The following is a 20,802-nucleotide window of genomic DNA, read 5'->3' on the forward strand; positions in this document are numbered from 1 at the left end:
GTCGCGCTTAGGCCGTGTAGGTTGTGAGCGCGGCGTCCACGCCATCTGCCCAGATCAGGCGCAGCCACTTGTCGAACTGCTGTGCAAATTCAGGGATGTCCGCAAGCTCTTGATAATATTGGCTTTGTGCCAGCCAAGCCTGCGGGTTGTCTTTGGCCGCGCGTGCCGCGGTGGTCAGAGCGTCCCAATGCGGGTCGTTTGGCTCAATCACACTGCCGTCCTGCCGCGTGCCTGCGCACATCCGAGCCCAGAGCGCTTCGACGAGGCTCAGGCCCGACACCGAACCGCCAGCGGCCAGCGCATCACGGAGGATGGGCAGGATAAAGCCCGTGTGCCGGGACGAGCCGTCAAAGGCCACGCGGCGGGTCGTGTCACGGATTTCCGGGTTGGAGAACCGTGTTTCGATCAGATCGACATAGGCGGCTGGCGTGAAGCCCGGCACTTCGTGAACGTAGGGCGCGATTTCTTCCATCTGAACCTTGCGGAAAAAGGCGCGGATATCCGTGTGCCCCATGCAGTCCGCAATGGTATCGGCCCCGAGCAATTCGCCTGCATTGGCAAGCACCTGATGGCCTGCATTCAGGATGCGGATTTTCATCGCTTCATAGGCGTGCACCTGATCGGTAAAGGTGGCGCCTGCCTTGTCCCAATCGGGGCGTCCGGCGCAAAAGGCGTCTTCGATCACCCACTGGCGAAAGTTTTCGTGCGTGACAGGGGCCGCATCCGCGATACCAAGAGCGGTTGCCAGCGCGATTTCATTGGGGCCTGTGGCGGGCACGATGCAGTCTACCATCGAATTGGGGAAGGTCCCGTTGCTGTTGATCCAATCGGCCAGATCGGGATCCGTGGCGCGGGCCAGCGACACCACGATATCGCGCAGGATATCGCCGTTGCCTTGCAGGTTGTCACAGCTTTGGCTGGTGAAGGGACCGACGCCTGCGGCACGACGTTTGGCCAGCGCGGCCACCATCGCACCAAAGGCGGTGCCGGGTGTGGCCGGGTTGTCGATATCGTGCTGGATATCGGGATGGGACAGATCAAGCCCCCCCGTCGCCGGGTCGACGTAATACCCGCCCTCCGTCACAGTCATGGCGACGATCCGGATGTCCGGGCGGGCCATGGTGGCGATCAAGGTCGCGTTATCCGGCTCAACCGGAAGGAAGTCGATCATCGACCCGGTCACTTCGGCAGACGTCCCCTTTGGGTCCAGTTCGACCAGCGTTGTCAGGCAATCCTGCGCCAACAGCTTGTCACGCATCACGGCATCGCCCTGACGGACGCCAGCGCCGACGATGGCCCAGTCATGGGCAAGACCCATCTGCATCAGACGGTGCAGATACCAGGCCTGATGGCCACGGTGGAAATTGCCGACACCGATATGCACGATGCCGGGCGTCAGTTGCGTGCGGTCATATTCAGGGCGCAGCACACCTTCGGGCAATGCGGCCAGCGCCGCGTCCGACAGGTGCACGGCGGGGTGTCGTTTCGAACCATCTGCCATCAGCTCATCCATTGTCCGCCATCTACATTGTAGGTTTGTGCGACGATGTATTCCGCATCATCGCTTGCAAGAAAAACGGCCATGCCGGTGAGGTCCTGTGCGGTCCCCATGCGCCCGTAAGGCACGGCTTGGCCAACTTCTTTCTTCTTCTGGCCGGGCGCTTTGCCTTCGTATTTGGCAAAGAACGCATCGACCCCGTCCCAGTGTTCGCCATCCACCACACCGGGCGAGATCGCGTTCACGTTGATCCCATGTTCGATGAGGTTCAGCCCCGCCGATTGGGTGAGCGAGATAACGGCAGCCTTGGTTGCGCAATAGACCGCAACCAAGGCTTCCCCCCGCCGTCCGGCCTGGCTTGCCATGTTGATGATCCGGCCTTTGACGCCGGTTTCTATCATATGGCGGGCCACGGCCTGCATTGTAAAAAGGGTGCCTTTCACGTTGATGTCGAACACGCGGTCCACATCTGTACGTTCGATTTCGGTGATCGGAGCGGCTGTGAACAGGGCGGCGTTGTTGATCAGGATGTCGATCTGTCCAAAGCTGTCGGCAACATGCGCCACGGCAGCATCAATGCTGTCCTGACGTGTCACATCCATCTCGACTGCAATTGCGGCATCGCCCAGATCGGCGGCCGCTGCGCGGGCACGCGCGATGTCGATATCGGCAATGGCAACGCGCGCGCCTTCGCGCACATAGGCTTGGGCAAATGCCAAACCTATGCCGCGTGCAGCACCTGTGATCAGCGCGTTTTTGCCCGCCAGTCGTGTCATGCCATCCGCAATCCGTCAGCGTCAAACTTGTGCAGCTTGTCGAGCTGTGGCGTGAGATAAATGTCATCGCCGTGGGTCACCGCAATATCGCCCGTGATGCGCACAGTGATCATGTCGGCAAGGCCGGTGTCATGCACATGGATGAACGTGTCGGAGCCCAGATGCTCGGCCACGCCAACGCGACCTTTCCACATGCCTTCGGTCTTGCTGACATCCGTATGCTCAGGCCGGAACCCGACGGATGTGGCGCCCAGCTTGTCAGCTTCGGGACCGCTGATGATGTTCATTTTGGGCGAGCCGATGAAGCCCGCGACAAAGATGTTGCGCGGCGTGTGATACAGATCAAGCGGGGAGCCCACCTGTTCGATATTGCCGGCGCGCAGCACGACGATCTTGTCGGCCATGGTCATGGCCTCGACCTGATCGTGGGTCACGTAGATCATTGTGGTGCTGAGGCGGTTGTGCAGTTCGGAAATTTCCAAACGCATGCCCACGCGCAGCGCCGCATCAAGGTTCGACAAAGGTTCGTCAAACAGAAACGCCGCAGGTTCACGGACAATGGCGCGGCCAATGGCGACACGCTGGCGCTGACCACCGGACAACTGACCGGGCTTCTGCTCAAGGTAGTCGGCAAGGTTCAGGATCTTGGCCGCCCCTTCAACTTTCTTGTCAATCTCGGATTGCGACATCTTTGCCATCCGCAAGGGGAAGGCGATGTTCTTGCGCACCGACATATGCGGGTACAGCGCGTAGGATTGGAACACCATGGCCAGACCGCGCTTGGATGGCGGCACCTGCGTGGCATCCTCGTTGTCTATCACGATCTTGCCTGAAGTCGTGTCTTCCAACCCTGCGATCAGCCGCAGAAGGGTGGATTTCCCGCAGCCCGAGGGGCCGACGAACACAGCGAACTCACCATCTTCGATGGTCAGGTTCAGCGGGGGAATGACCTGGCTTTCACCAAAGCTCTTGGTCACATCTTCCAGTACGATACGTCCCATAAGTCTATCCTTTTATGCGCTACCGCTTTGCTACTAGAGCGCGGGCGTTCCTATTTCACGGCACCGAAGGTCAAGCCTTGGACCAATTGCTTTTGACAGAACCAGCCCAGTACAACGATGGGCCCGACGGCTGCGGCAGACACGGCAGACAGGCGGCCAAAGAACAGCCCCTCTGGTGCACGGTTGCCTTCGATCAGTTTCGACAATGTGGCGGCTTCCGTGGTGGTCAGACGAACAGTCCAGTACGCCTCGTTCCAGCAGAAGATGAAGCACAGAAGCGCGGTTGAGGCGATGCCACCCCACGCCAGCGGGATCAAGATTTCCTTGACCTCACCCCAAGTGTTCACGCCATCCATTTGACCCGCTTCGATGATATCCTTGGGAATTTCCTTGAAGTAGGTGAACAGCATCCAGATCACGATTGGCAAGTTGATCAGCATCAGGACCACGATGACCATGAAGTGGGTGTCAAAGAGGCCCAGGCTCTTGGTCAGGAAGGTCATGGGATACAGAACAGCAGCCGCTGGCAACATCTTGGTCGACAACATCCACATCAGCACGTCCTTGGTCGCGCGGGACGGGTTGAAAGCCATGGCATAGGCGCTGGGAATACCCACTGCGAGCGCAAAGATGGTGGCGAAAACCGACGTGATGACCGAGTTGGTGGCAAAGCGCCAGTAATCGTAGTTCTCGGTCATGTTCAGGTAGTTGTCGAGCGTCGGAGTGAAGAAGAACAGGAACTCGGGCTTTACCGCGTCCGCGTCCGTCTTGAAGCTGGTCAGCACGAGCCAGAAAATCGGGAAGAAGAACAGCAGGCCCACGATCCAGGCCAGAACAGGCCGTCCGTACACGCTGAATTTGGTTGTGGTTGCAACGATAGCCATTGGTCTTACTCCATCAATGTCTTGCCAATCATCCGCAGCAGGAAGATGGCGACGATGTTGGCGAGGATGACGGCAAAGATGCCGGTGGCGCTGGCTGCACCGATATTGTTGTTGGCGAACTCACCGATCAGATAGGGCAGGTTCTTGTTGCCGTTGCCGCGGCTGACGATCTCGATCTCGGCATAGAGCGACAGGTGGAAGATCGCCTGGATCATCACCACAATCGCGATGGGGCGACCAAGGTGGGGCAGGGTGAGGAAGCGGAATTGCGACCACGTCCCGGCACCGTCCAACACTGCGGCTTCTTTCTGTTGCTGGTCCTCGGATTGCAGCGACGTCATGAAGATCAGGACCGCAAAGGGCGTCCATTGCCACGTCACCATGATGATGACGGCGATGGCGGAGGTTTGCGTGGCTCGGAACGAGATTGGCTCGATCTCAGGCCAGAGTGAGAAGAACCACCCGACCACCGGTGCCCCTTGGAGCGATGCGATCAGATCGTTGATCCCCGCCACGGCAAGGCCCTGCAGGCCAAGCACCGGGTCAAGGATCATGTTGATCCACAGAACCGCGTTCACGGCAGGCATCACGAAGAAGGGCGAGATCAGCAGGACCCGTACGATCCCTTGTCCGGGAAAGGCCTTGTTGATCATCACCGCGATCAACACGCCCAAGGCGACGGTCAGGAACAGAATGCTGCCGACGATGAATAGGCTGTTCTGGATGGCGAGCAGGAAGTCCTTGGAGTTCAGGACAAATTCGTAGTTCCCGAAGCCGCGCCAATTGCTGAAGCTTGGTGTTGTCCATTCCGGGCGACGCAGGTTGTTCAGCACGTAGCGGATGAACGAGAAGTAAAGCGTCAAGCTCAGGGGGACCAGCATCCAGATCAGCAGCAATATGACGGCTGGTGTCTGGAGCAAACGTGGGAGCGTTCTGTTGGACATGACTCTCCTGCCTTGGCGAGGTGAAGTGCTCGCCACGTTCGGTGGTTTCAAAAATCTTGTGGTTTCAGTTTCGGGGTTTTGGCCCATTCGGGCAAGGCATCCGACAATCCTTTGGGGGGTGAAGGCCCGAATACACCGGGCCTTCTGATCTTAGTGCGCGGGCTTAGTAGTAGCCTGCTTCGCGCATGACCGAGTCAGCAACTTCCTGTGCTGCGGCAAGTGCGTCTTCGACCGATTTGGCGCCCGACAGTGCGGCCGACATTTCCTGGCCAAACGCGCTACCGATTTCCGGAAATTCCGGGATCGCAACAAACTGAACACCAACGTAGGGCTTCAGGTCTGTGGCGCCGGGTGCCGCGGACTCGATGGCTGCCATTTCAGCTTCGGCGAAAGGTGCCGCCGCCTGGAATTCAGGGATTGCATATGTGGATGCACGCTGACCTGTGGGAACTTTGCCCCAGCCGAAGTCAGGGTGGTTGCCAACAGCTTTCACGTAGTCTTTGGACGTTGCCCACTCGATGAACGCTTTTGCTTCTTCGGCGTTCTCGGTGCCGGCAGGCACAGCCATCGCCCATGCCCACAGCCAGTTCGCACCAACCGGGTTACCGGCGTTTGGCGACTGAGCGTATGCAACATTTGGGTTGTCCAAGAACGAAGCGGCGATTGTCGCGTCGATCCACAGGCCACACTTGTCTTCGTTGTAGAGGGCGAGGATCTCGTTGAACGAGTTGCCTTCCGAACCGGGAGGGCCGTAGTTGCTGAGCAGGTCAACATAGAAGCTGACAGCAGCGTTCCACTCGGGCGAATCCAGTTGTGGTTTGTAGTCTGCGTCGAACCATGCCGCGCCGAACGAGTTGGCAACCGTTGTGATGAAGGCTGCGTTGTCGCCCCAACCGGGCTTGCCGCGCAGGCAGGCGCCGTAGACGCCGTTGTCGGGATCGTGCATCGCAGCAGCGGCTGCTTTCACGTTTTCCCAGCTGTCGTTGTCCGCGATTGTGACGCCAGCCGCATCGGCCAGGTCCTTGCGATACATGACCATCGAGCTTTCGCCGTAGAACGGAGCAGCATAGAGCTGGCCGTCATAGCTCAGACCTTCGCGCATGGCGGGCAGGATATCTTCGACGTCATATTCGTCGCTGAAGTCCAGAGGCTCGATCCAACCGGCCTGGCCCCAGATGGGTGCTTCCTGCATGCCGATGTTGATGATGTCGTACTGACCGCCACCTGTGGCGGTGTCGGACGTGACCTGCTCGCGCAGCACGCCTTCTTCCAGCGAAACCCACTCAAGCTGCACACCGGTTTCTTCGGTGTAGGCTTCAGCGACTTTCTGCATGTTGATCATGTGACCGTTGTTCACGATCGCAATTGTGAGTGATTTTGCGTGGCCATCTGCCAGTGCGCCCGATGCGGTGATCAGAGACAGGGCTGTTGCCGCACGAAGTGCGTTCCCAAGAGACATCCGGTTCCTCCCTAGATTGGATGTTATGTCAGGTACGGTAGCCGTTTAATTGTCGCCGCGTCAAATTATTTTTTACGCGCGTAAAGTATTTTGGTAAATTTTATTAAAATCAGAGATTTACGCGGAGTCTCGCATGATCAAATGCGCCGAAAACAGTGTTTCCTCGCGGGTTTCAAAGCGCCCACCCGATTCGATCAGACGAAACAATGTTTCAACCGAGTGCCCCGACACGTTCGCATAGTCATGCGCCGCCGTTGTCAGGGACGGGCAGGTATAGCGCGAGAACGGGTGGTCATCATGCGATGCGACACGAAGATCGCAATCTGGCCCGCGCCCGACCTTGTGCCCTGTCTCGTAACACGCAGACAGAAGGCCTATCGCCAGGCGATCATTGCTGCACAGGATGGTGTCCGTGGGCAGCGCGCCGCGGTTCAGAATTTCCAAGGCCCCCTGACGCCCGATCTCCTCAAAAGCCCAGCCTGTGCCATCGATCTGCATGACGTTGGGTTCCAGTCCCAACCGCTCCATCATGTCCAGATACGCCCGCCTGCGCTTGTTGGCGTTCGGGTTGGCGGGGTTCTTCATCTCGAAGAATGATGGCGGCTCGCCCGTCCGGCTCAGATATTCGACGGTTTGAGAGACAAAGCTGTAATTGTCTGATCCGACAAAGGATTCGCCCATGCCTTCGATGTTACTGTCGAACAGGACGGTCGGCACATCGCGGCAAAACGCTTCGATGGCGGATTTGTCTGACAAGCGGCCCAAAGGGGCCAGCAAAACGCCAGCGGGTTTGAGCGACCGCAACGTATCAAGGATGTCGCGTTCCTGTTCTGCGGAGCCGTGCGAACTGAACAGCGACGGCGAAAACCCGGCCTCGATGCAGCGGCGTTCGATGACGCGCACAATCTCACCAAAGAACGGGTCGGCCAAATACGGCACCACGACACCAATGTTCTTGGTCAACTCGCGGTTCTGGTTCATCGCGTAGATGTTGGGCCGGTAATCATATTGTTCGATGGCCGCCTCGATGCGGGCGCGCGTCGTGGCCCGAACGCTGGTCGGGTCATGGAAATACTTGGACACGGTCGGGCGCGAGATGCCACTGACCGAGGCAAATTCCTCCATGTTCCTGATCTTGCGTTCGCCCACGTTCTGCTCCGTCGGTGTGCCACGGTCGCCCCGTGAACATCAAAACGATAGGCAAAAAAGTTTGCGCGCGCAAACTTTCTGACGCAGATCAGCCCGAGTGCACGTATTTTTGCGCCACCCCAATGCGGAAATGCGCCTTCTCCGGATGCGCCACGATCGTGTATCTTGTCCAAGCGACCACACAGGACCTTCGGCATGCGCACAATCGACGACATCTTGGCCATCAGCGCGGAACGCAAAGGGTCCGAGGCGAATGTTTTTGCTGGTTTCGAACCCTCCGCCGCGCCGGATGTTGTTGCGCAAATACCTGATGACCGTTGGCTGGCAGAGATGACACGCTCCACCTTTCAGGCCGGGTTCAACTGGAAGGTCGTGGAACGCATGTGGCCCGGGTTCGAAGAGGCGTTTCACGGCTTTGACGTTGGGCGTTGCGCCATGATGAGCGAGGATTGGTTTGATGATCTGTGCAAGAACACGGCGATCATCCGCTATCCGCAAAAGATCAGGTCAGTACAACAGAACGCTGTTTTCATTCAGGAACAGGCAGCCGAGCACGGCAGCTTTGGTCAGATGATTGCCAAGTGGCCTGCGGACGACTTTGCAGGGCTCTTGGCGTTGCTGAAAAGGGAAGGGTCGCGATTGGGCGGCACGACCGGTCAGTATGTCCTGCGGTTCATGGGGGTGGATGGGTACATCCTGTCCCGCGATGTGACCGCCCGCCTGATTGCCGAAGGGATCATCGACAAACCGCCCACATCCAAAGCGGCCATGAAGGCGGTCCAGTCCGCGATCAACACATGGGCGGATCAATCGGGACGCTCGTTGAAAGAGATCAGCCGCATTCTTGCAACAAGCTGCGGGTAGACCGAGGCGGCGCACTGCGCCTGGCCTGCTGCGGGAGCCGCAGCGAAAATTTAAATGCAACCGGTTGCAAAATGCAGCGACTCGCATATCATCCCGCCCGTAGCCAACCAAGACTCAGTCCAAAACAGACGTGTGGTGGTCGGCGGTCCGGAAAAAAAGGGGCGTGATCCGGACACGCCAAAACGGGAGGAAACCAATGAAGAAATTTCTGATCGCAAGCGCGATGGCAACCCTGCTGGGTGGCACAGCGATGGCGGAAACAATCGGTGTGTCCGTGGCGCGCTTTGACGACAACGGCCTGACCATCATGCGAAATGGCATGACGGACCACATCGAAACGCTCGATGGTGTGGACCTGCAAATGGAAGACGCGCAAGACGATGTTGCGCGCCAGCTGGACCAGATCAACAACTTTGTTGCATCGGGCGTTGACGCGATCATCGTGAACGCGGTCGACACCAACGCAACCGAAGCGATGAGCCAGGCTGCGGCATCGGCGGGCATTCCGCTGGTCTATGTGAACCGCCAGCCCATCAACATGGACACGCTGCCCGAAGGTCAGGCGTTCGTGGCATCAAACGAGATCGAATCCGGTACACTGAAAGCGTTCGAGATCTGCAAGAACCTGCGCGCCGAAGGCAAGTCGGGCGGGGCCACCGCCTACATGCTGATGGGCCAGCTGTCGAACCAGGCGGCTGTGCAGCGTTCCAAGGACGTCGAGGACGTTCTGGGCATGGACATGTGCAACTTCATCACGCTGATCGACAGCCAGACGGCCAACTGGTCGCGTGACCAGGCGCAAGACCTCATGACCAACTGGATTTCGTCCGGTGAAGACTTCGACGCCGTGTTCGCCAACAACGACGAAATGGCAATTGGCGCGATCCAGGCGATGAAAGCCTCCGGTATCTCCATGGATGATGTGCAGGTCGGTGGCGTTGATGCGACACCTGACGCACTGGTCGCGATGCAGGCGGGCGACATGGACGTGACCGTGTTCCAGGACCTTGCCGGTCAGGGCGCAGGTTCCATCGACACGGCGCTGAAACTGGCCCGGGGCGAAGAGGTCGACAAGACCGTCTTCATCCCCTTCAAGCTGGTGACACCGGACAACGTGTCTGACTTCCTGCAGTAATCTGCACGATCCAAGCATCGGGGTGGCGCTGACGTGCCGCCCCATTCTGACGGCCTGACGTGATCGCAGCCACGCAATAGGGAAGTTAAAAATGTCCGACGCAACCCACGGCACAGGCGGGCTAAAGTTTGACGCCTCGAAACGATCCTGGCCAAACGAGATCAACATTTTCTTCGCGTTGATCCTGATCATCATCATCTTCGAAATTCTGGGACAGGCGCTGCCGTATATGAACGGCCAAAGCTTCCTGTTCGACACGCGGGATCGGTTCGACTCCATCTTCAACGAAGCGCGTTTGCGCATCATCATCCTGCAAGTCTCCATCATCGGAATTATCGCTTTGGGCGTGACGCAGGTGATCATTTCCGGCGGTATCGACCTCAGTTCCGGCCCGCTTGTCGGGGCGACGGCCATGATCGTGATGTCATTTGCGCAGACCGAACTGGTCAACGGCAACGCCAATCCCAAGGCCGTTTTCGGGCCGTGGGCCTTTGATTTGCCGGTGATCGCACCGGTGATTGTGGGCCTCATGTTCGGGGCCTTTATCGGGGCCATAAACGGGGCCTTGATCGCCTACACGCGTATTCCGCCCTTCATCGCCACGCTGGGCATGTTCCTGATCTGCCGCGGCATTGCGCAGGCGTGGACACGCGGCAAGCCCGTGTCTTTTCCGACCGAAAGCTACGCTGCCCTCGGCAAGGGCATGATGCCGGTGTTCTGGTTCATCGGCCTCGCCTTCGTCTTCCACGTGGTGCTGAAATACACGCTCTACGGCAAACACACCTACGCCATCGGCTCAAACGAAGATGCCGCGCGCATGTCCGGCATCAACGTGCAGCGGCACAAGGTGCGGGTCTATATGGTGGCGTCGATGCTGGCAGCGTTCGCGGCCATTATCCTGAGTTCCAAGAACCTCACCGCGCAGTCTGGTATGGGCATCTTCTATGAACTTTATGCCATCGCCATGGCCGTGATCGGAGGCGTCAGCCTGACAGGCGGGCGCGGATCGATCATTGGCACGGTGCTGGGTGCCATGGTCTTTGGCGTCATCCAGTCCGGGTTCACTTACATCAAGCTCGACGCCTTCTTCCAGTTGATGGCCATGGGCGCCATCATCATTAGTGCCGTTGTGCTGGACAAAATGCGCCAAGAACGCGCCGCATCAAGGAGTTGAAGCCATGAGTGACGTCATTCTTGAGACCCGTGGGCTGACCAAGCACTACGGCGGTGTGCATGCGTTGAACGACGCGAACTTCGTGCTGCACAAGGGCGAACACGTGGCGATCATGGGCGACAACGGGGCGGGCAAATCCACCTTCGTCCGCCAGATCACCGGGGTCGAACAACGCACATCGGGCGACATCATGTTTGACGGCGCGCCTGTGCAGTTCGACGGGCCGCTCGATGCGCGCCGTGCAGGGATCGAGACGGTGTTTCAAACGCTTGCGCTGGCCGACGATCTGGACGTGCCCGACAACCTGTTCCTTGGGCGCGAGATCACCAAGTTCGACTGGCTCGGCCCCTTCCGGTTCCTCGACTACAAGGCGATGCGCCAGGCCACCATCGACGGGCTTGAGAAGACGGCCGTGAAAATCCCCAACATCCGCAACACGATCCAGAACATGTCAGGCGGCCAGCGGCAATGCGTGGCCATTGCGCGCACGGCCACGTTCCATTCCAAGCTGACGATCATGGACGAACCCACGGCGGCGCTTGGTGTGCAGGAAACGGCCCAGGTCGAAAACATCATCCGCACGCTCAAAGAGGCCGGCGAGCCGCTCATCCTCGTCAGCCACAACATGCGGCAGGTGTTTGACTTGGTGGACCGGATCGTGGTTTTCCGCCGGGGGCGCATTTGCGCGAACCTTCGCAAGGAAGATACGGATGGACAGGATGTCGTGGCCTACATCACCGGGGCCAAAACGCAAGAAGGGTACGAGGACGCGGCCTGAGGTCGGCCCGTGCTGAACCTCGACCACGCCTTCTTTGCGCCCGCCTGGCGGCGCTACCTGACGGTCGCGATCTGTGTTCTTTGGGGGCTGTTCGAGCTGTCCACCGGGGCTGTGATCTGGGGCGTGATCTTCCTTGGGCTTGCGGCCCTTGCGCAATGGCAGTTCATGCGCGTCGACTGGTCCAAATACGATGGCGGTCACTGACCCGTGGCGGTAACGCTCAAGGATGTGGCCGAACGGGCAGGGGTCTCACGCTCCGCCGTGTCGCGTTGTTTCACGCCCGGTGCGTCCATCAGCGGCAAGACCCGCGAAAAGGTGGAAAAGGCCGCGTTGGAACTGGGGTACAGTCCCAACGCGCTCGCCTCATCGCTCACCACGGGCCGCACCAAGCTGGTCGGCGTGATTTCCAACAACTTTCACAACCCGATCTTTCTCGAAGTCTTCGATCTGGTCACGCGCGAGTTGCAAAAGCGCGATCTGCGTCCGCTGCTGGTAAACTTGTCAGACGAAACCGACCCATCCAACTCTGTCCGCCTGCTCCAACAATACTCGGTCGATGCGGTCATCGTGGCGTCATCCACCTTGCCCGTCAGCTTTGCAGAAAGCTTTCACGAGGCGGGCATGCGCGTCGTCCATTCCTTTGGCCGCCTTACTGATGCACCCAAAATCAACGTGCTTGGCATCGACAATATCGAAGCAGGCCGCATCGCCGCGCGCGAGTTGATCAAACGGGGCTACCGCAAGGTGGGCTTTCTCGCAGGCCCCCTCAGCGCCACTTCCACCCGCGACCGCCACACCGGCTTTGTCGAGGAACTGGGCCGCCACCCCGACGTGTCGCTGTCGGTCAGTTACGCCTCCGCCTACTCCTTTGACGCAGGCCGCACCGAGATGGCGCGCCTGTTGTCCATGGGGCCAGCGGAGGCATATTTCTGCGGCGATGACGTCCTGTCCATTGGGGCGCTATCGGCCATCAAGGACGCGGGCCTGTCCGTGCCCGGCGATGTAGGCATCCTTGGCCTCAACAACATGGAAATGGCGGCGTGGGAATTGATCGACCTCACCACCATCCACAACCCGATAGACGAGATTGTCCGTACGTCCGTCGATCTGGTGGAGGCAATGTTGGACGGCGAAGAAACGGTGGCCCAATCGCTGAGCTTCGATTGTCATGTTGTGGAGCGCGGAACGCTGCGCCCGATAGCAAGTTAGTACGCACGCCTTCGCAGCTTGATAGGGTAGGGTTTCATCCAAAGAGCGACGCTGGTCGCATAGGCAAAAACCTGATCGGCTGACACGAACGCAAGGGACGCAATGCAATGGATGAGGATGGATACTTTGGCGCGGCCGTCGCAAACAGTTATGACCGCGACCATGGCGGAAACGATCCTGCGCTGATCGATCAAACGGTTGCATGCCTGAAAGAACTGGCCGGGACCGGCAGCGTTCTTGAATTCGCTGTCGGAACAGGTCGCATTGCGCTTCCATTGTCGGCGCATTGCCACTGTGTAAAAGGTATCGAGCTGTCCAAGGCCATGGTCGCGGAGCTTCGAAAGAAAGAGACGGGCGCGCCGATGGACATTGCTATCGGGGACATGACGTCAACGCGTCTGGCGGGGCCGTTCTCGCTGGTGTTTCTAGTCTTTAACACGATCGACAATCTTGTCACGCAAGAGGCTCAGATAGAGTGTTTCAGGAATGCGGCCCGACACCTGGGGCTCGGCGGACGTTTTCTGGTCGAAACGCGTGTTCCACCCCTCCAACGTATCCCGTTTGGCGAGACCAAGATGGCATTCGCGTGCTGTGATCGCCACATAGGTGTTGATGACTATGACATTTCAAATCAGAGCTATACGTCCAACCATGTCTGGATGGCGGACGGCGGGCACGAACACGTGTCGATCCCGTTTCGATATGTTTGGCCGTCTGAATTAGATCTCATGGCGAAGCTTGCGGGGCTTGAGTTCGAGCATCGCTGGTCGGATTGGAACAGAGCGCCGTTCACACATTTGAGTGAAAGCCACATTTCGGTTTGGAAGAAGACGACCTGCTAGCTACACGAAGCGCGCCAACGCTGTGATCGGGCAATGCTGACGACAGCGCCGCTTGCACAGTTTTAGCGGAACATCGGCGGACGCGCATCCAGCCACTTGCCATCCTGCTTCCCGCTTTCGGCCACAGCGAACACCGCCGCCATCGACCGCAATCCATCCTCCGCTCGCGGATACAGATTGGCCGCCGGATCCATCAGCCGCCCCTCCTTGCGCGCCCGGATCGCCTCGGCCAGATCGGTGTAGATATTGGCAAAGGCCAGCGGCATCCCCTCGGCGTGTCCGATGGTGACACGGGTGGTCCGGTCGGCTTCGGGCGACAGGTTCGCCTCTCCCCGCTCAATCACCTGCAACCGTTCATTCAGCGGCATGTAGTACAGCTGGTTCGGCTGTTCCTGGCTCCAACGCAGACCGCCCGTTTCGCCAAAGACCTGAATGCCCAGCCCGTGCTGCCGCCCTATGGCAACGGAACTGGTCCAAAGCCGCCCAACGGCACCGCCATCCATGCGGAAGTTGACCATTGCATCGTCTTCCAGCGTGCGCACGTCGATGCAGGATACGGTGTCAGCGCTGAGCCGTTCAACCTCTTGGCCCGTCACAAAGGACGCCATGTGCAGGGCATGTATCCCGCAATCGGCAAACTGCGCCGACACGCCAGCCTGCGCCGGATCATAGCGCCAGCGGACGCGCGGGTTGTCCGCATCCGTCGCGTCCGCATGGTGGCCGTGCGCAAACTCGGCCACGACCAACCGGACCTTGCCGATGTCGCCGCGCGCGACCATGGCCCGCATGTGACGGACGAGTGAATAGCCCGAATAGCCATAGTTCACGGCGCAGATGTTGCCGGTCTTCTGCGCGATCTCAACGATCTCCTGACCCTCTTCCACGGTCATGGTCATGGGCTTTTCGCAAAGCACGTGAAAGCCGCCCTCAAGGAAGGCTTTGGTGATCTCGAAATGCGTGGCGTTGGGCGTGGCAACCGTGACCAGATCAATCCGATCATCGCGCTTCTGCTCGCCCTCCAGCATCTCCTGCCATGACCCATAGGCCCGGTCACCCAGACCCAGCCGCTGGCCGTACTCACGCCCTTCCTCGGGTCGGTGATCCAACGCACCTGCCGAGAATTCAAACAGCCCGTCCAGTCCCGCGCCCAAACGATGCGCAGGCCCAATCTGACTACCTTCACCGCCGCCGATCATGCCCCATTGCAGCTTTGCCATGGCTTAAGCTCCTTCAAAACCAATGGATTGCAGGTATGCGCGGTTCAGTTTCGCGTCGTCGATGGGCGACGTGTCGCCCGCAGGGTCGCAATCCTGCTCAACCGTGCACCAGCCGTCAAAGCCGTTGTCGAGCAGCACCTGACGCACAGCCGGGAAATCCACATCGCCGTCACCCAGATTGCAGAAAATTCCCTGACCACAGGCATCATAGAACCCAGTGCGCTTGGCAATCACATCGGCCTTCACCTTCGGGTCGATATCCTTGAAGTGCATGTAGCTGATACGGTCGATATGACGCTTCATAAACGCCACCGGATCAAAGCCCGCATAGGAATGGTGGCCCGTGTCGAAACAGATCTTCAGGATGCTTTCGTCCACCTCGTCCAGCAGGCGCTCCAACTCAGGTTCAAAGTCAATGAACCCTGCAGCGTGAGCGTGCATGCCCACCGTCAGCCCGTACTCTTCCGCCCCCATCTTGGCGACGGTCGCGATACGGTCGCGGAACGCTGTCCACTCGGCTTTGTCCATCTGCTCAGCCTCCGCCGCGCGACCCGCAGTCGGCGCACGACGTTCAGAGATACTGTCGATCAAAACCAGATGCTGCGCCCCGTGCGCTTTTAGCGCCTTGCAGGTGCGCACGGCGCCGTCCATCACATCGTCCCACGCATTCGGATCATGGAAGGGGCGGAACACCACACCGCCGACCAGTTCCTGCCCGAACTCTTCCAGCGCGTCACCCAGTACCGCCGGGTCCTCCGGCATGAAGCCGACAGGCCCCAGCTCGATCCCGGTATATCCCGCATCCGCGTTTTCCTGCAGCACCTTGCGCCACGCCGGATTGCGCGGGTCGTCCGCAAATTCCACACCCCAGGAGCAGGGGGCATTGCCGATCTTGATCATGTCTTTGCCTCTTTAGAAATCCGCCACGTTGACCCAAGCCTCTGCCCGAGAGGACGCGAGGGCCGCAGCCACAACTTGATTGACGCGCAGGCCTTCTTCGAACGTGGGCCACACCGGGTCGCCGGTGTGGATCGCAGTCAGAAAGTCCTTGGCCTCGATGATGATCTGGTCCTGATAGCCGGTGCCATGCCCCGGTCCCTGACAGAAGGGCAGGTAGTCGGGATGGGCGGGACCGGTCAGGATCTTGCGAAATCCCCGCTCGGCCTCTGGACCCTCGGCGGTATAGAGCCAGAGTGCATTCTGATCCTCACCATCAAAGCGGATCGCGCCCTTTGTGCCATAGATATCATAGGCATAGCCCATCTTGCGCCCTGTCGCCACGCGGCTGATGAACAGGCTGCCATTGATGCCGGAGGCGAATCGCAACGTCAGATAGGCTTGGTCGTCATTGGTCACTTCGACCCCGTTTCGCATCGGATGTACGGTTTCGACCCGGGCGAACAGCGCCTCGATCGGGCCCATGAGCGCCTGGGCGCAGTTGATCGGATGCGGGGCCAGATCGCCCATGCAGCCATTTGCATCCCCTTGGGCGCGCCACGTGCCGGGGCTTTCGGGGTCGGCATAAAAATCCTCGGTCATCTCGCCGCGAAAGGATGTGATCTGCCCGATGCGCCCCTCTGCCACCAATTGGCGGGCGTATTGTGTGGCGGGGGTTTTGGCGTAGTTGAAGCCGACCATGTTGGCGACGCCAGCCGCTCTGGCCGCATCCGACATTTCCCGCGCGTGATCCGGCGTTTCAGCGAGGGGTTTTTCACACAGAACAGGCTTGGCGGCTGCAAAGGCAGCCAAAGCAATGTCGCGATGGGTATCTTGGGGCGAGGCGATAACAATGGCCTCAATCTTTGGGTCGTTCACCAGCACGCGCCAATTCTCGGTCGCCCGTGCGAATCCGTATGTTTTGCGGTAGCGTTCCGCAGATGCAGTCGTGGTCGCGCAGACCATCTCAAGCCGGGGGCGCAGGGCTGTGTCGAACACTGCGGCCACCGCGCCAAAGGCCACCGCATGCGCCTTGCCCATATAGCCGCCGCCGATGATTCCGATGCCGATTTCGGACATGGCCTGCCTCCCTCCAAAAAGTATTTGCAACCGGTTGCAACGCGTTGGAATATCGGTATCGTCATTGCAACGGATGGGTCAATACAGAATCGTCGCGAGATGAAATCGCGCATCAAATGGCCATAAACGAAATCGCGCGAGCCATGGGGAGGATTTTATGGCGGGCAGCGACACAGTGCGTTTGACGACAGCACAGGCAATCATCCGCTATCTGGCGGCACAGTATATCGAAATTGACGGACAGGAATGGCGCCTGTGCGGCGGTGGTTTTGGCATCTTCGGGCATGGCAATGTGACCTGTCTGGGTGAGGCGTTGTATGACCACAAAGCCGAGTTGCCGCTTTATCGCGGGCAGAACGAACAGAGCATGGGATTTGCGGCCGCGGCATATGCCAAGACATGGCTGCGCCAGCGGTTCATGTTTTGCACAGCAAGTGCTGGGCCGGGCACTGCGAACCTGTTGACTGCCTCGGCCTTGGCCCATGCGAACCGCCTGCCTATGCTCATGCTGTGTGGCGATACGTTCCTGACCCGTTTGCCCGACCCGGTGCTGCAACAGCTCGAACATTTCGGCGACCCGACCTTCGGCGTGAATGACGCCTTCAAGCCCGTGACCCGTTATTGGGACCGCATCACGCACCCCGCGCAGATCATCCAATCCCTGCCCAACGCGCTTGCGACCATGCTGGACGCTGCGGATTGTGGCCCCGCCTTCATCGGTTTGCCGCAGGATGTACAAGGTTGGGCCTATGACTACCCGCTGGCGATGTTCGAACGCAAAACCCACCGCATCCGCCGTCAGTTCCCGGATGCAGCAGAGGTAACGGATGCCGCTGCCGCGCTCAAAGCAGCCAAGCGGCCCATGATCATCGCAGGAGGCGGGGTGCAGTATTCCGGCGCGGTCGAAGACCTCACTGCCTTTGCAGAGGCGCACGATATTCCCGTGGTCGAAACCATCGCGGGCCGCGCCAATATGCTCGACACGCATCCGCTCAATTGCGGACCCATCGGCGTGACCGGGTCGGACAGCGCCAATGCGATTGCAGAAAAAGCCGACGTGATCCTGTCGGTCGGCTGCCGTTTGCAGGACTTCACCACCGGCTCATGGACGGCCTTCGCACCTGACGCTCAGATCATTGGCCTGAACGCAGGGCGGCACGATGCAGGCAAGCACCGGTCGCTTCCTGTCGTCGGCGATGCCAAGCTGGGACTGGATGCGCTGGGTGCGGCGATGACCGGCTATATGGCTCCGTCCGATTGGCTGGCATTTGCCAAAGAAGAACGCGCCAAGTGGACTGACTATGTCGCGGCCAATGTGGCCCACGGGAACCGCCCCAACTCCTATGCCCAAGCCATCGGCGTCGTGAATGCAGCCTGTGACCGGCGCGACCGCGTGGTCGCAGCAGCGGGTGGTTTGCCTGCCGAGGTGACGGCCAACTGGCGCACGCTGGAAATTGGGACCGTGGACGTCGAGTTCGGCTTTTCCTGCATGGGCTACGAGATTGCAGGCGCATGGGGTGCCCGCATCGCGCAGTCCGAACGGGAACCGGATCAGGACGTGATCACCTTCTGTGGCGATGGCTCGTACCTGCTGATGAACTCCGACATCTATTCGTCCGTCCTCAGCCAGAAAAAGATGATTGTGCTGGTTTTGGACAACGGCGGCTTTGCCGTCATCAACAAGCTGCAGAACAACACCGGCAACGAAGGTTTCAATAACCTGCTCAGCGACGCGCCGACAATTCCCGAAGCCTTTGCCGTGGATTTCGAAGCCCACGCCGCCAGCATGGGGGCAGCGGCTGAGACGGTCGCGAACCCCACCGAACTGGGCGAGGCGTTCAAACGCGCCAGGGCCAGCGACAAAACCTATGTCATCTGCATGAAGGTCGACGCCTACGAGGGCTGGACCGAAGGTGGTCACAGTTGGTGGGAGGTCGGCACGCCGCATGTGACCGAAAATGACAAGGTTGCCGCCGCCCACGCGGATTGGGAATCCACCCGGCCCAAACAGCGCAAGGGTGTGTGATGCAGACCTTTACCGCTGATAGCGCTGACCCGGTCGCGATCTGCGACGAGATGCTCAACGGCCCCAGCGCGGTGCGTATCACTGGCCTGTTCTCCGCTGACCAGATTGCTGATGCCCGCGCGCGGATCATGATGCATTCGGATGGCGAGGGTGACAAGGTCACACACTTTCAGGGCGCGGCCATGGAAGAGGGCAAGGCCAACCTGCAACGCCGCGTCTGGAACCTGCTGGCCAAGGGCGAGGTGTTCTCGGACATGGCCACGCATCCCGTTATCATGGCCGTGCTCAGTCGTTGGTTGGGGTCAGAATTCATCATGGGCTCCATCGCCGCCAACCGCATCCTGCCCGGCGGGCCGGGGCAAGAGCCGCATATCGACTTTCCCTATTGGGATTTCCATGCGCCCGACACACACCCAATGGGCCTGAACGCCAGCTTTCCGATGAACGCGCAAGTGACCATCGCGCTGGACCCGTTCACAGACGAAAGCGGTGCGACAGCCTATCTGCCCGGCAGCCAGAAAAACATGCGTTATCCCACGCCCGACGACCGCGATCATTTCTACGCCAACTGCGCCCGCATGACGGGGGACCCCGGCGACGTCGTGATCTTCTTTGGCGCAGCATGGCACTGCGCGATGCCCAACACCGCCGATCACGACCGCAACGCCGTGCTGATCAACTACATCCCGAAATTCGTCAAACCGCTAGAGGATATGCCGGGCGCTTTGCCACAAGCCTTCCTCGACGCGGCCGGCCCCGAGATGCGGCAGCTTCTGGGTTTCAACTACAAGTACCCGGAAATTCTGGATCAAGCAGACGCCATAAACGCCGAGGGCATCAAATGAGCGCACTTCTGAATGGCATAAGGGACAACGACTTCGTCATTGTGGGGCGCGCCGGCATCGACTTCTTTACGGATGTGGGTGTGCGGGCCGAAGATGCGGAACGGCTGACGGTCGACCTTGGTGGATCGGCTGCGAACATCGGCGCAGGCATCTGCAAACTCGGGGGCAAGGCCGCCCTCGTCACGTCTGTCTCGGACGACTCGGTTGGCAGCTACTGCATCAACCGCCTACAGCATTACGGCGTAGACACCACTCACGTGAACAGGGTTGGCGGCGAATATCGCAACTCGCTGGCCTTCTACGAAAGTGTGCTCGAAGGGCATCGGAACGTCATCTACCGCAATGGGGCGGCGGACTTTCAGATGACTTCTCAAGATGTCGAAGCCGTGGACTATTCCAAGTACGGCGCATTGATCACCGCAGGCACGGTCTTCGCCGCCGAACCCTCGCGCAGCGCCACGTTCCGCAGTTTCGAACTGGCCAAAGCCGCCGGTCTGCCCATCATCTTCGATGTCGATTACCGCCCCTATTCCTGGCCGTCTCCGCAGGTCGCCGCCGATGTGTTGAGCCGTGCAGCGGACGCCTCGGACATGATCGTCGGCAATGACGAAGAGTTCGGCTTCATGGCCGGTGGCATGGACAAGGGGCAGGCCAAGGCCCGCGCATTGTCCGAAACGACAGCGGAGATCGTCATCTACAAAATGGGTGAAAAGGGCGCTGTCACCTATGCGGGCGGCGAAGAGATCGCCACCGGCATCTACCCTGTCACCGCCGTCAAACCCAACGGGGCAGGGGACGCGTTTATGGCAGGTCTCATGACCGGCCTCGCCGATGGCCACGACCTGAAAACCGCTATCCTGCGCGGGTCCGCTTGCGCCTCCATCACCGTCTCGCAACCGGGGTGTGCGCCAGCCATGCCCACCCCCGACCTGTTGGACGATTTCCTGACAAACCATCCCGGTTCGACATCACCCTAAAGGAGGCA

The 20,802-nt window shown here is 59.6% G+C and carries 20 protein-coding genes; 10 read left to right on the forward strand and 10 right to left on the reverse strand.

Annotated features, from left to right (window positions below; translation table 11 throughout):
• Positions 1–7: 7 nt before the first annotated feature.
• The 7 genes from Q1A32_RS16975 to Q1A32_RS17005 form a co-directional block, all read right to left on the reverse strand.
• Complete coding sequence (locus Q1A32_RS16975; RefSeq protein WP_299655803.1) at positions 8–1,501, reverse strand: mannitol dehydrogenase family protein; 1,494 nt, start codon at positions 1,499–1,501, stop codon at positions 8–10.
• Complete coding sequence (locus Q1A32_RS16980) at positions 1,501–2,274, reverse strand: L-iditol 2-dehydrogenase (RefSeq protein ID WP_299655807.1); 774 nt, start codon at positions 2,272–2,274, stop codon at positions 1,501–1,503. Before Q1A32_RS16980 ends, Q1A32_RS16975 begins: the two co-directional genes overlap by 1 nt.
• Positions 2,271–3,275, reverse strand: a complete 1,005-nt coding sequence (locus Q1A32_RS16985; RefSeq protein WP_299614637.1) for an ABC transporter ATP-binding protein — start codon at positions 3,273–3,275, stop codon at positions 2,271–2,273. Before Q1A32_RS16985 ends, Q1A32_RS16980 begins: the two co-directional genes overlap by 4 nt.
• Before the next feature lie 50 nt (positions 3,276–3,325).
• A complete protein-coding gene (locus Q1A32_RS16990) occupies positions 3,326–4,159 on the reverse strand; it encodes a carbohydrate ABC transporter permease (RefSeq protein WP_299655810.1) in 834 nt (277 codons plus the stop codon).
• A gap of 5 nt (positions 4,160–4,164) precedes the next feature.
• The gene (locus tag Q1A32_RS16995) at positions 4,165–5,103 is read right to left on the reverse strand and encodes a carbohydrate ABC transporter permease (protein ID WP_299614639.1); all 939 of its coding nucleotides are present in this window, start codon (positions 5,101–5,103) and stop codon (positions 4,165–4,167) included.
• A gap of 163 nt (positions 5,104–5,266) precedes the next feature.
• Complete coding sequence (locus Q1A32_RS17000; protein WP_299655813.1) at positions 5,267–6,562, reverse strand: sugar ABC transporter substrate-binding protein; 1,296 nt, start codon at positions 6,560–6,562, stop codon at positions 5,267–5,269.
• 117 nt (positions 6,563–6,679) lie between these two features.
• Positions 6,680–7,711 (reverse strand): LacI family DNA-binding transcriptional regulator, encoded by a 1,032-nt coding sequence (locus Q1A32_RS17005; RefSeq protein WP_299655816.1) that lies wholly within the window; start codon positions 7,709–7,711, stop codon positions 6,680–6,682.
• A 195-nt stretch (positions 7,712–7,906) separates the two neighbouring features.
• On the opposite strand from Q1A32_RS17005, the gene Q1A32_RS17010 reads away from it, so the two are divergent.
• From Q1A32_RS17010 to Q1A32_RS17040, 7 genes are all read left to right on the forward strand, one after another.
• Positions 7,907–8,575, forward strand: coding sequence for a DNA-3-methyladenine glycosylase I (locus tag Q1A32_RS17010; RefSeq protein WP_299655818.1), 669 nt, complete (start codon positions 7,907–7,909; stop codon positions 8,573–8,575).
• 196 nt (positions 8,576–8,771) lie between these two features.
• Entirely contained in the window at positions 8,772–9,710 is a 939-nt protein-coding gene (locus tag Q1A32_RS17015) for a sugar ABC transporter substrate-binding protein (protein WP_299614644.1), read from the forward strand.
• A gap of 91 nt (positions 9,711–9,801) precedes the next feature.
• Positions 9,802–10,884 (forward strand): ABC transporter permease, encoded by a 1,083-nt coding sequence (locus tag Q1A32_RS17020; protein ID WP_299614646.1) that lies wholly within the window; start codon positions 9,802–9,804, stop codon positions 10,882–10,884.
• A 4-nt stretch (positions 10,885–10,888) separates the two neighbouring features.
• Positions 10,889–11,662, forward strand: a complete 774-nt coding sequence (locus Q1A32_RS17025) for an ATP-binding cassette domain-containing protein (RefSeq protein ID WP_299655821.1) — start codon at positions 10,889–10,891, stop codon at positions 11,660–11,662.
• A gap of 9 nt (positions 11,663–11,671) precedes the next feature.
• Entirely contained in the window at positions 11,672–11,866 is a 195-nt protein-coding gene (locus tag Q1A32_RS17030; protein ID WP_299614648.1) for a hypothetical protein, read from the forward strand.
• A 3-nt stretch (positions 11,867–11,869) separates the two neighbouring features.
• Entirely contained in the window at positions 11,870–12,871 is a 1,002-nt protein-coding gene (locus Q1A32_RS17035) for a LacI family DNA-binding transcriptional regulator (protein WP_299655824.1), read from the forward strand.
• Between the two features lie 107 nt (positions 12,872–12,978).
• Positions 12,979–13,713, forward strand: coding sequence for a class I SAM-dependent methyltransferase (locus tag Q1A32_RS17040; protein ID WP_299655829.1), 735 nt, complete (start codon positions 12,979–12,981; stop codon positions 13,711–13,713).
• 62 nt (positions 13,714–13,775) lie between these two features.
• On the opposite strand, the gene Q1A32_RS17045 is transcribed toward Q1A32_RS17040, so the two are convergent.
• Genes Q1A32_RS17045 through Q1A32_RS17055 form a run of 3 tightly spaced genes read right to left on the reverse strand, consistent with a single transcriptional unit; the run spans position 13,776 to position 16,946 of the window.
• Positions 13,776–14,930: a Gfo/Idh/MocA family protein gene (locus tag Q1A32_RS17045; RefSeq protein ID WP_299655831.1), complete on the reverse strand. Its 1,155-nt coding sequence runs from the start codon at positions 14,928–14,930 to the stop codon at positions 13,776–13,778.
• A gap of 3 nt (positions 14,931–14,933) precedes the next feature.
• A complete protein-coding gene (locus Q1A32_RS17050; RefSeq protein WP_299655833.1) occupies positions 14,934–15,830 on the reverse strand; it encodes a TIM barrel protein in 897 nt (298 codons plus the stop codon).
• A gap of 12 nt (positions 15,831–15,842) precedes the next feature.
• Positions 15,843–16,946 (reverse strand): Gfo/Idh/MocA family protein, encoded by a 1,104-nt coding sequence (locus Q1A32_RS17055; RefSeq protein WP_299655835.1) that lies wholly within the window; start codon positions 16,944–16,946, stop codon positions 15,843–15,845.
• Positions 16,947–17,103: 157 nt separating this feature from the next.
• Here Q1A32_RS17055 and iolD point away from each other — a divergent pair, with 157 nt between their 5' ends.
• From iolD to iolC, 3 genes are read left to right on the forward strand one after another with little or no spacing between them, the layout of a single operon-like run.
• Positions 17,104–18,972, forward strand: a complete 1,869-nt coding sequence (gene iolD, locus Q1A32_RS17060) for a 3D-(3,5/4)-trihydroxycyclohexane-1,2-dione acylhydrolase (decyclizing) (RefSeq protein ID WP_299655837.1) — start codon at positions 17,104–17,106, stop codon at positions 18,970–18,972.
• A complete protein-coding gene (locus tag Q1A32_RS17065) occupies positions 18,972–19,817 on the forward strand; it encodes a phytanoyl-CoA dioxygenase family protein (protein WP_299655840.1) in 846 nt (281 codons plus the stop codon). The genes iolD and Q1A32_RS17065 overlap by 1 nt, the downstream gene beginning before the upstream one ends.
• Positions 19,814–20,794: a 5-dehydro-2-deoxygluconokinase gene (gene iolC, locus Q1A32_RS17070; protein ID WP_299655843.1), complete on the forward strand. Its 981-nt coding sequence runs from the start codon at positions 19,814–19,816 to the stop codon at positions 20,792–20,794. The genes Q1A32_RS17065 and iolC overlap by 4 nt, the downstream gene beginning before the upstream one ends.
• Positions 20,795–20,802 lie beyond the last annotated feature (8 nt).

This window comes from uncultured Tateyamaria sp., from assembly GCF_947503415.1.
Taxonomy (GTDB): Bacteria; Pseudomonadota; Alphaproteobacteria; order Rhodobacterales; family Rhodobacteraceae; genus Tateyamaria.

Excerpts from the sequence above, each read along its gene's own strand:
- Q1A32_RS16975 (WP_299655803.1), bottom strand. The coding sequence starts at position 1,501 with ATGGCAGATGGTTCGAAACGACACCCCGCCGTGCACCTGTCGGACGCG.
- Q1A32_RS16980 (WP_299655807.1), bottom strand. The coding sequence starts at position 2,274 with ATGACACGACTGGCGGGCAAAAACGCGCTGATCACAGGTGCTGCACGC.
- Q1A32_RS16985 (WP_299614637.1), bottom strand. The coding sequence starts at position 3,275 with ATGGGACGTATCGTACTGGAAGATGTGACCAAGAGCTTTGGTGAAAGC.
- Q1A32_RS16990 (WP_299655810.1), bottom strand. The coding sequence starts at position 4,159 with ATGGCTATCGTTGCAACCACAACCAAATTCAGCGTGTACGGACGGCCT.
- Q1A32_RS16995 (WP_299614639.1), bottom strand. The coding sequence starts at position 5,103 with ATGTCCAACAGAACGCTCCCACGTTTGCTCCAGACACCAGCCGTCATA.
- Q1A32_RS17000 (WP_299655813.1), bottom strand. The coding sequence starts at position 6,562 with ATGTCTCTTGGGAACGCACTTCGTGCGGCAACAGCCCTGTCTCTGATC.
- Q1A32_RS17010 (WP_299655818.1), top strand. The coding sequence starts at position 7,907 with ATGCGCACAATCGACGACATCTTGGCCATCAGCGCGGAACGCAAAGGG.
- Q1A32_RS17015 (WP_299614644.1), top strand. The coding sequence starts at position 8,772 with ATGAAGAAATTTCTGATCGCAAGCGCGATGGCAACCCTGCTGGGTGGC.
- Q1A32_RS17020 (WP_299614646.1), top strand. The coding sequence starts at position 9,802 with ATGTCCGACGCAACCCACGGCACAGGCGGGCTAAAGTTTGACGCCTCG.
- Q1A32_RS17025 (WP_299655821.1), top strand. The coding sequence starts at position 10,889 with ATGAGTGACGTCATTCTTGAGACCCGTGGGCTGACCAAGCACTACGGC.
- Q1A32_RS17040 (WP_299655829.1), top strand. The coding sequence starts at position 12,979 with ATGGATGAGGATGGATACTTTGGCGCGGCCGTCGCAAACAGTTATGAC.
- Q1A32_RS17045 (WP_299655831.1), bottom strand. The coding sequence starts at position 14,930 with ATGGCAAAGCTGCAATGGGGCATGATCGGCGGCGGTGAAGGTAGTCAG.
- Q1A32_RS17050 (WP_299655833.1), bottom strand. The coding sequence starts at position 15,830 with ATGATCAAGATCGGCAATGCCCCCTGCTCCTGGGGTGTGGAATTTGCG.
- Q1A32_RS17055 (WP_299655835.1), bottom strand. The coding sequence starts at position 16,946 with ATGTCCGAAATCGGCATCGGAATCATCGGCGGCGGCTATATGGGCAAG.
- iolD (WP_299655837.1), top strand. The coding sequence starts at position 17,104 with ATGGCGGGCAGCGACACAGTGCGTTTGACGACAGCACAGGCAATCATC.
- Q1A32_RS17065 (WP_299655840.1), top strand. The coding sequence starts at position 18,972 with ATGCAGACCTTTACCGCTGATAGCGCTGACCCGGTCGCGATCTGCGAC.
- iolC (WP_299655843.1), top strand. The coding sequence starts at position 19,814 with ATGAGCGCACTTCTGAATGGCATAAGGGACAACGACTTCGTCATTGTG.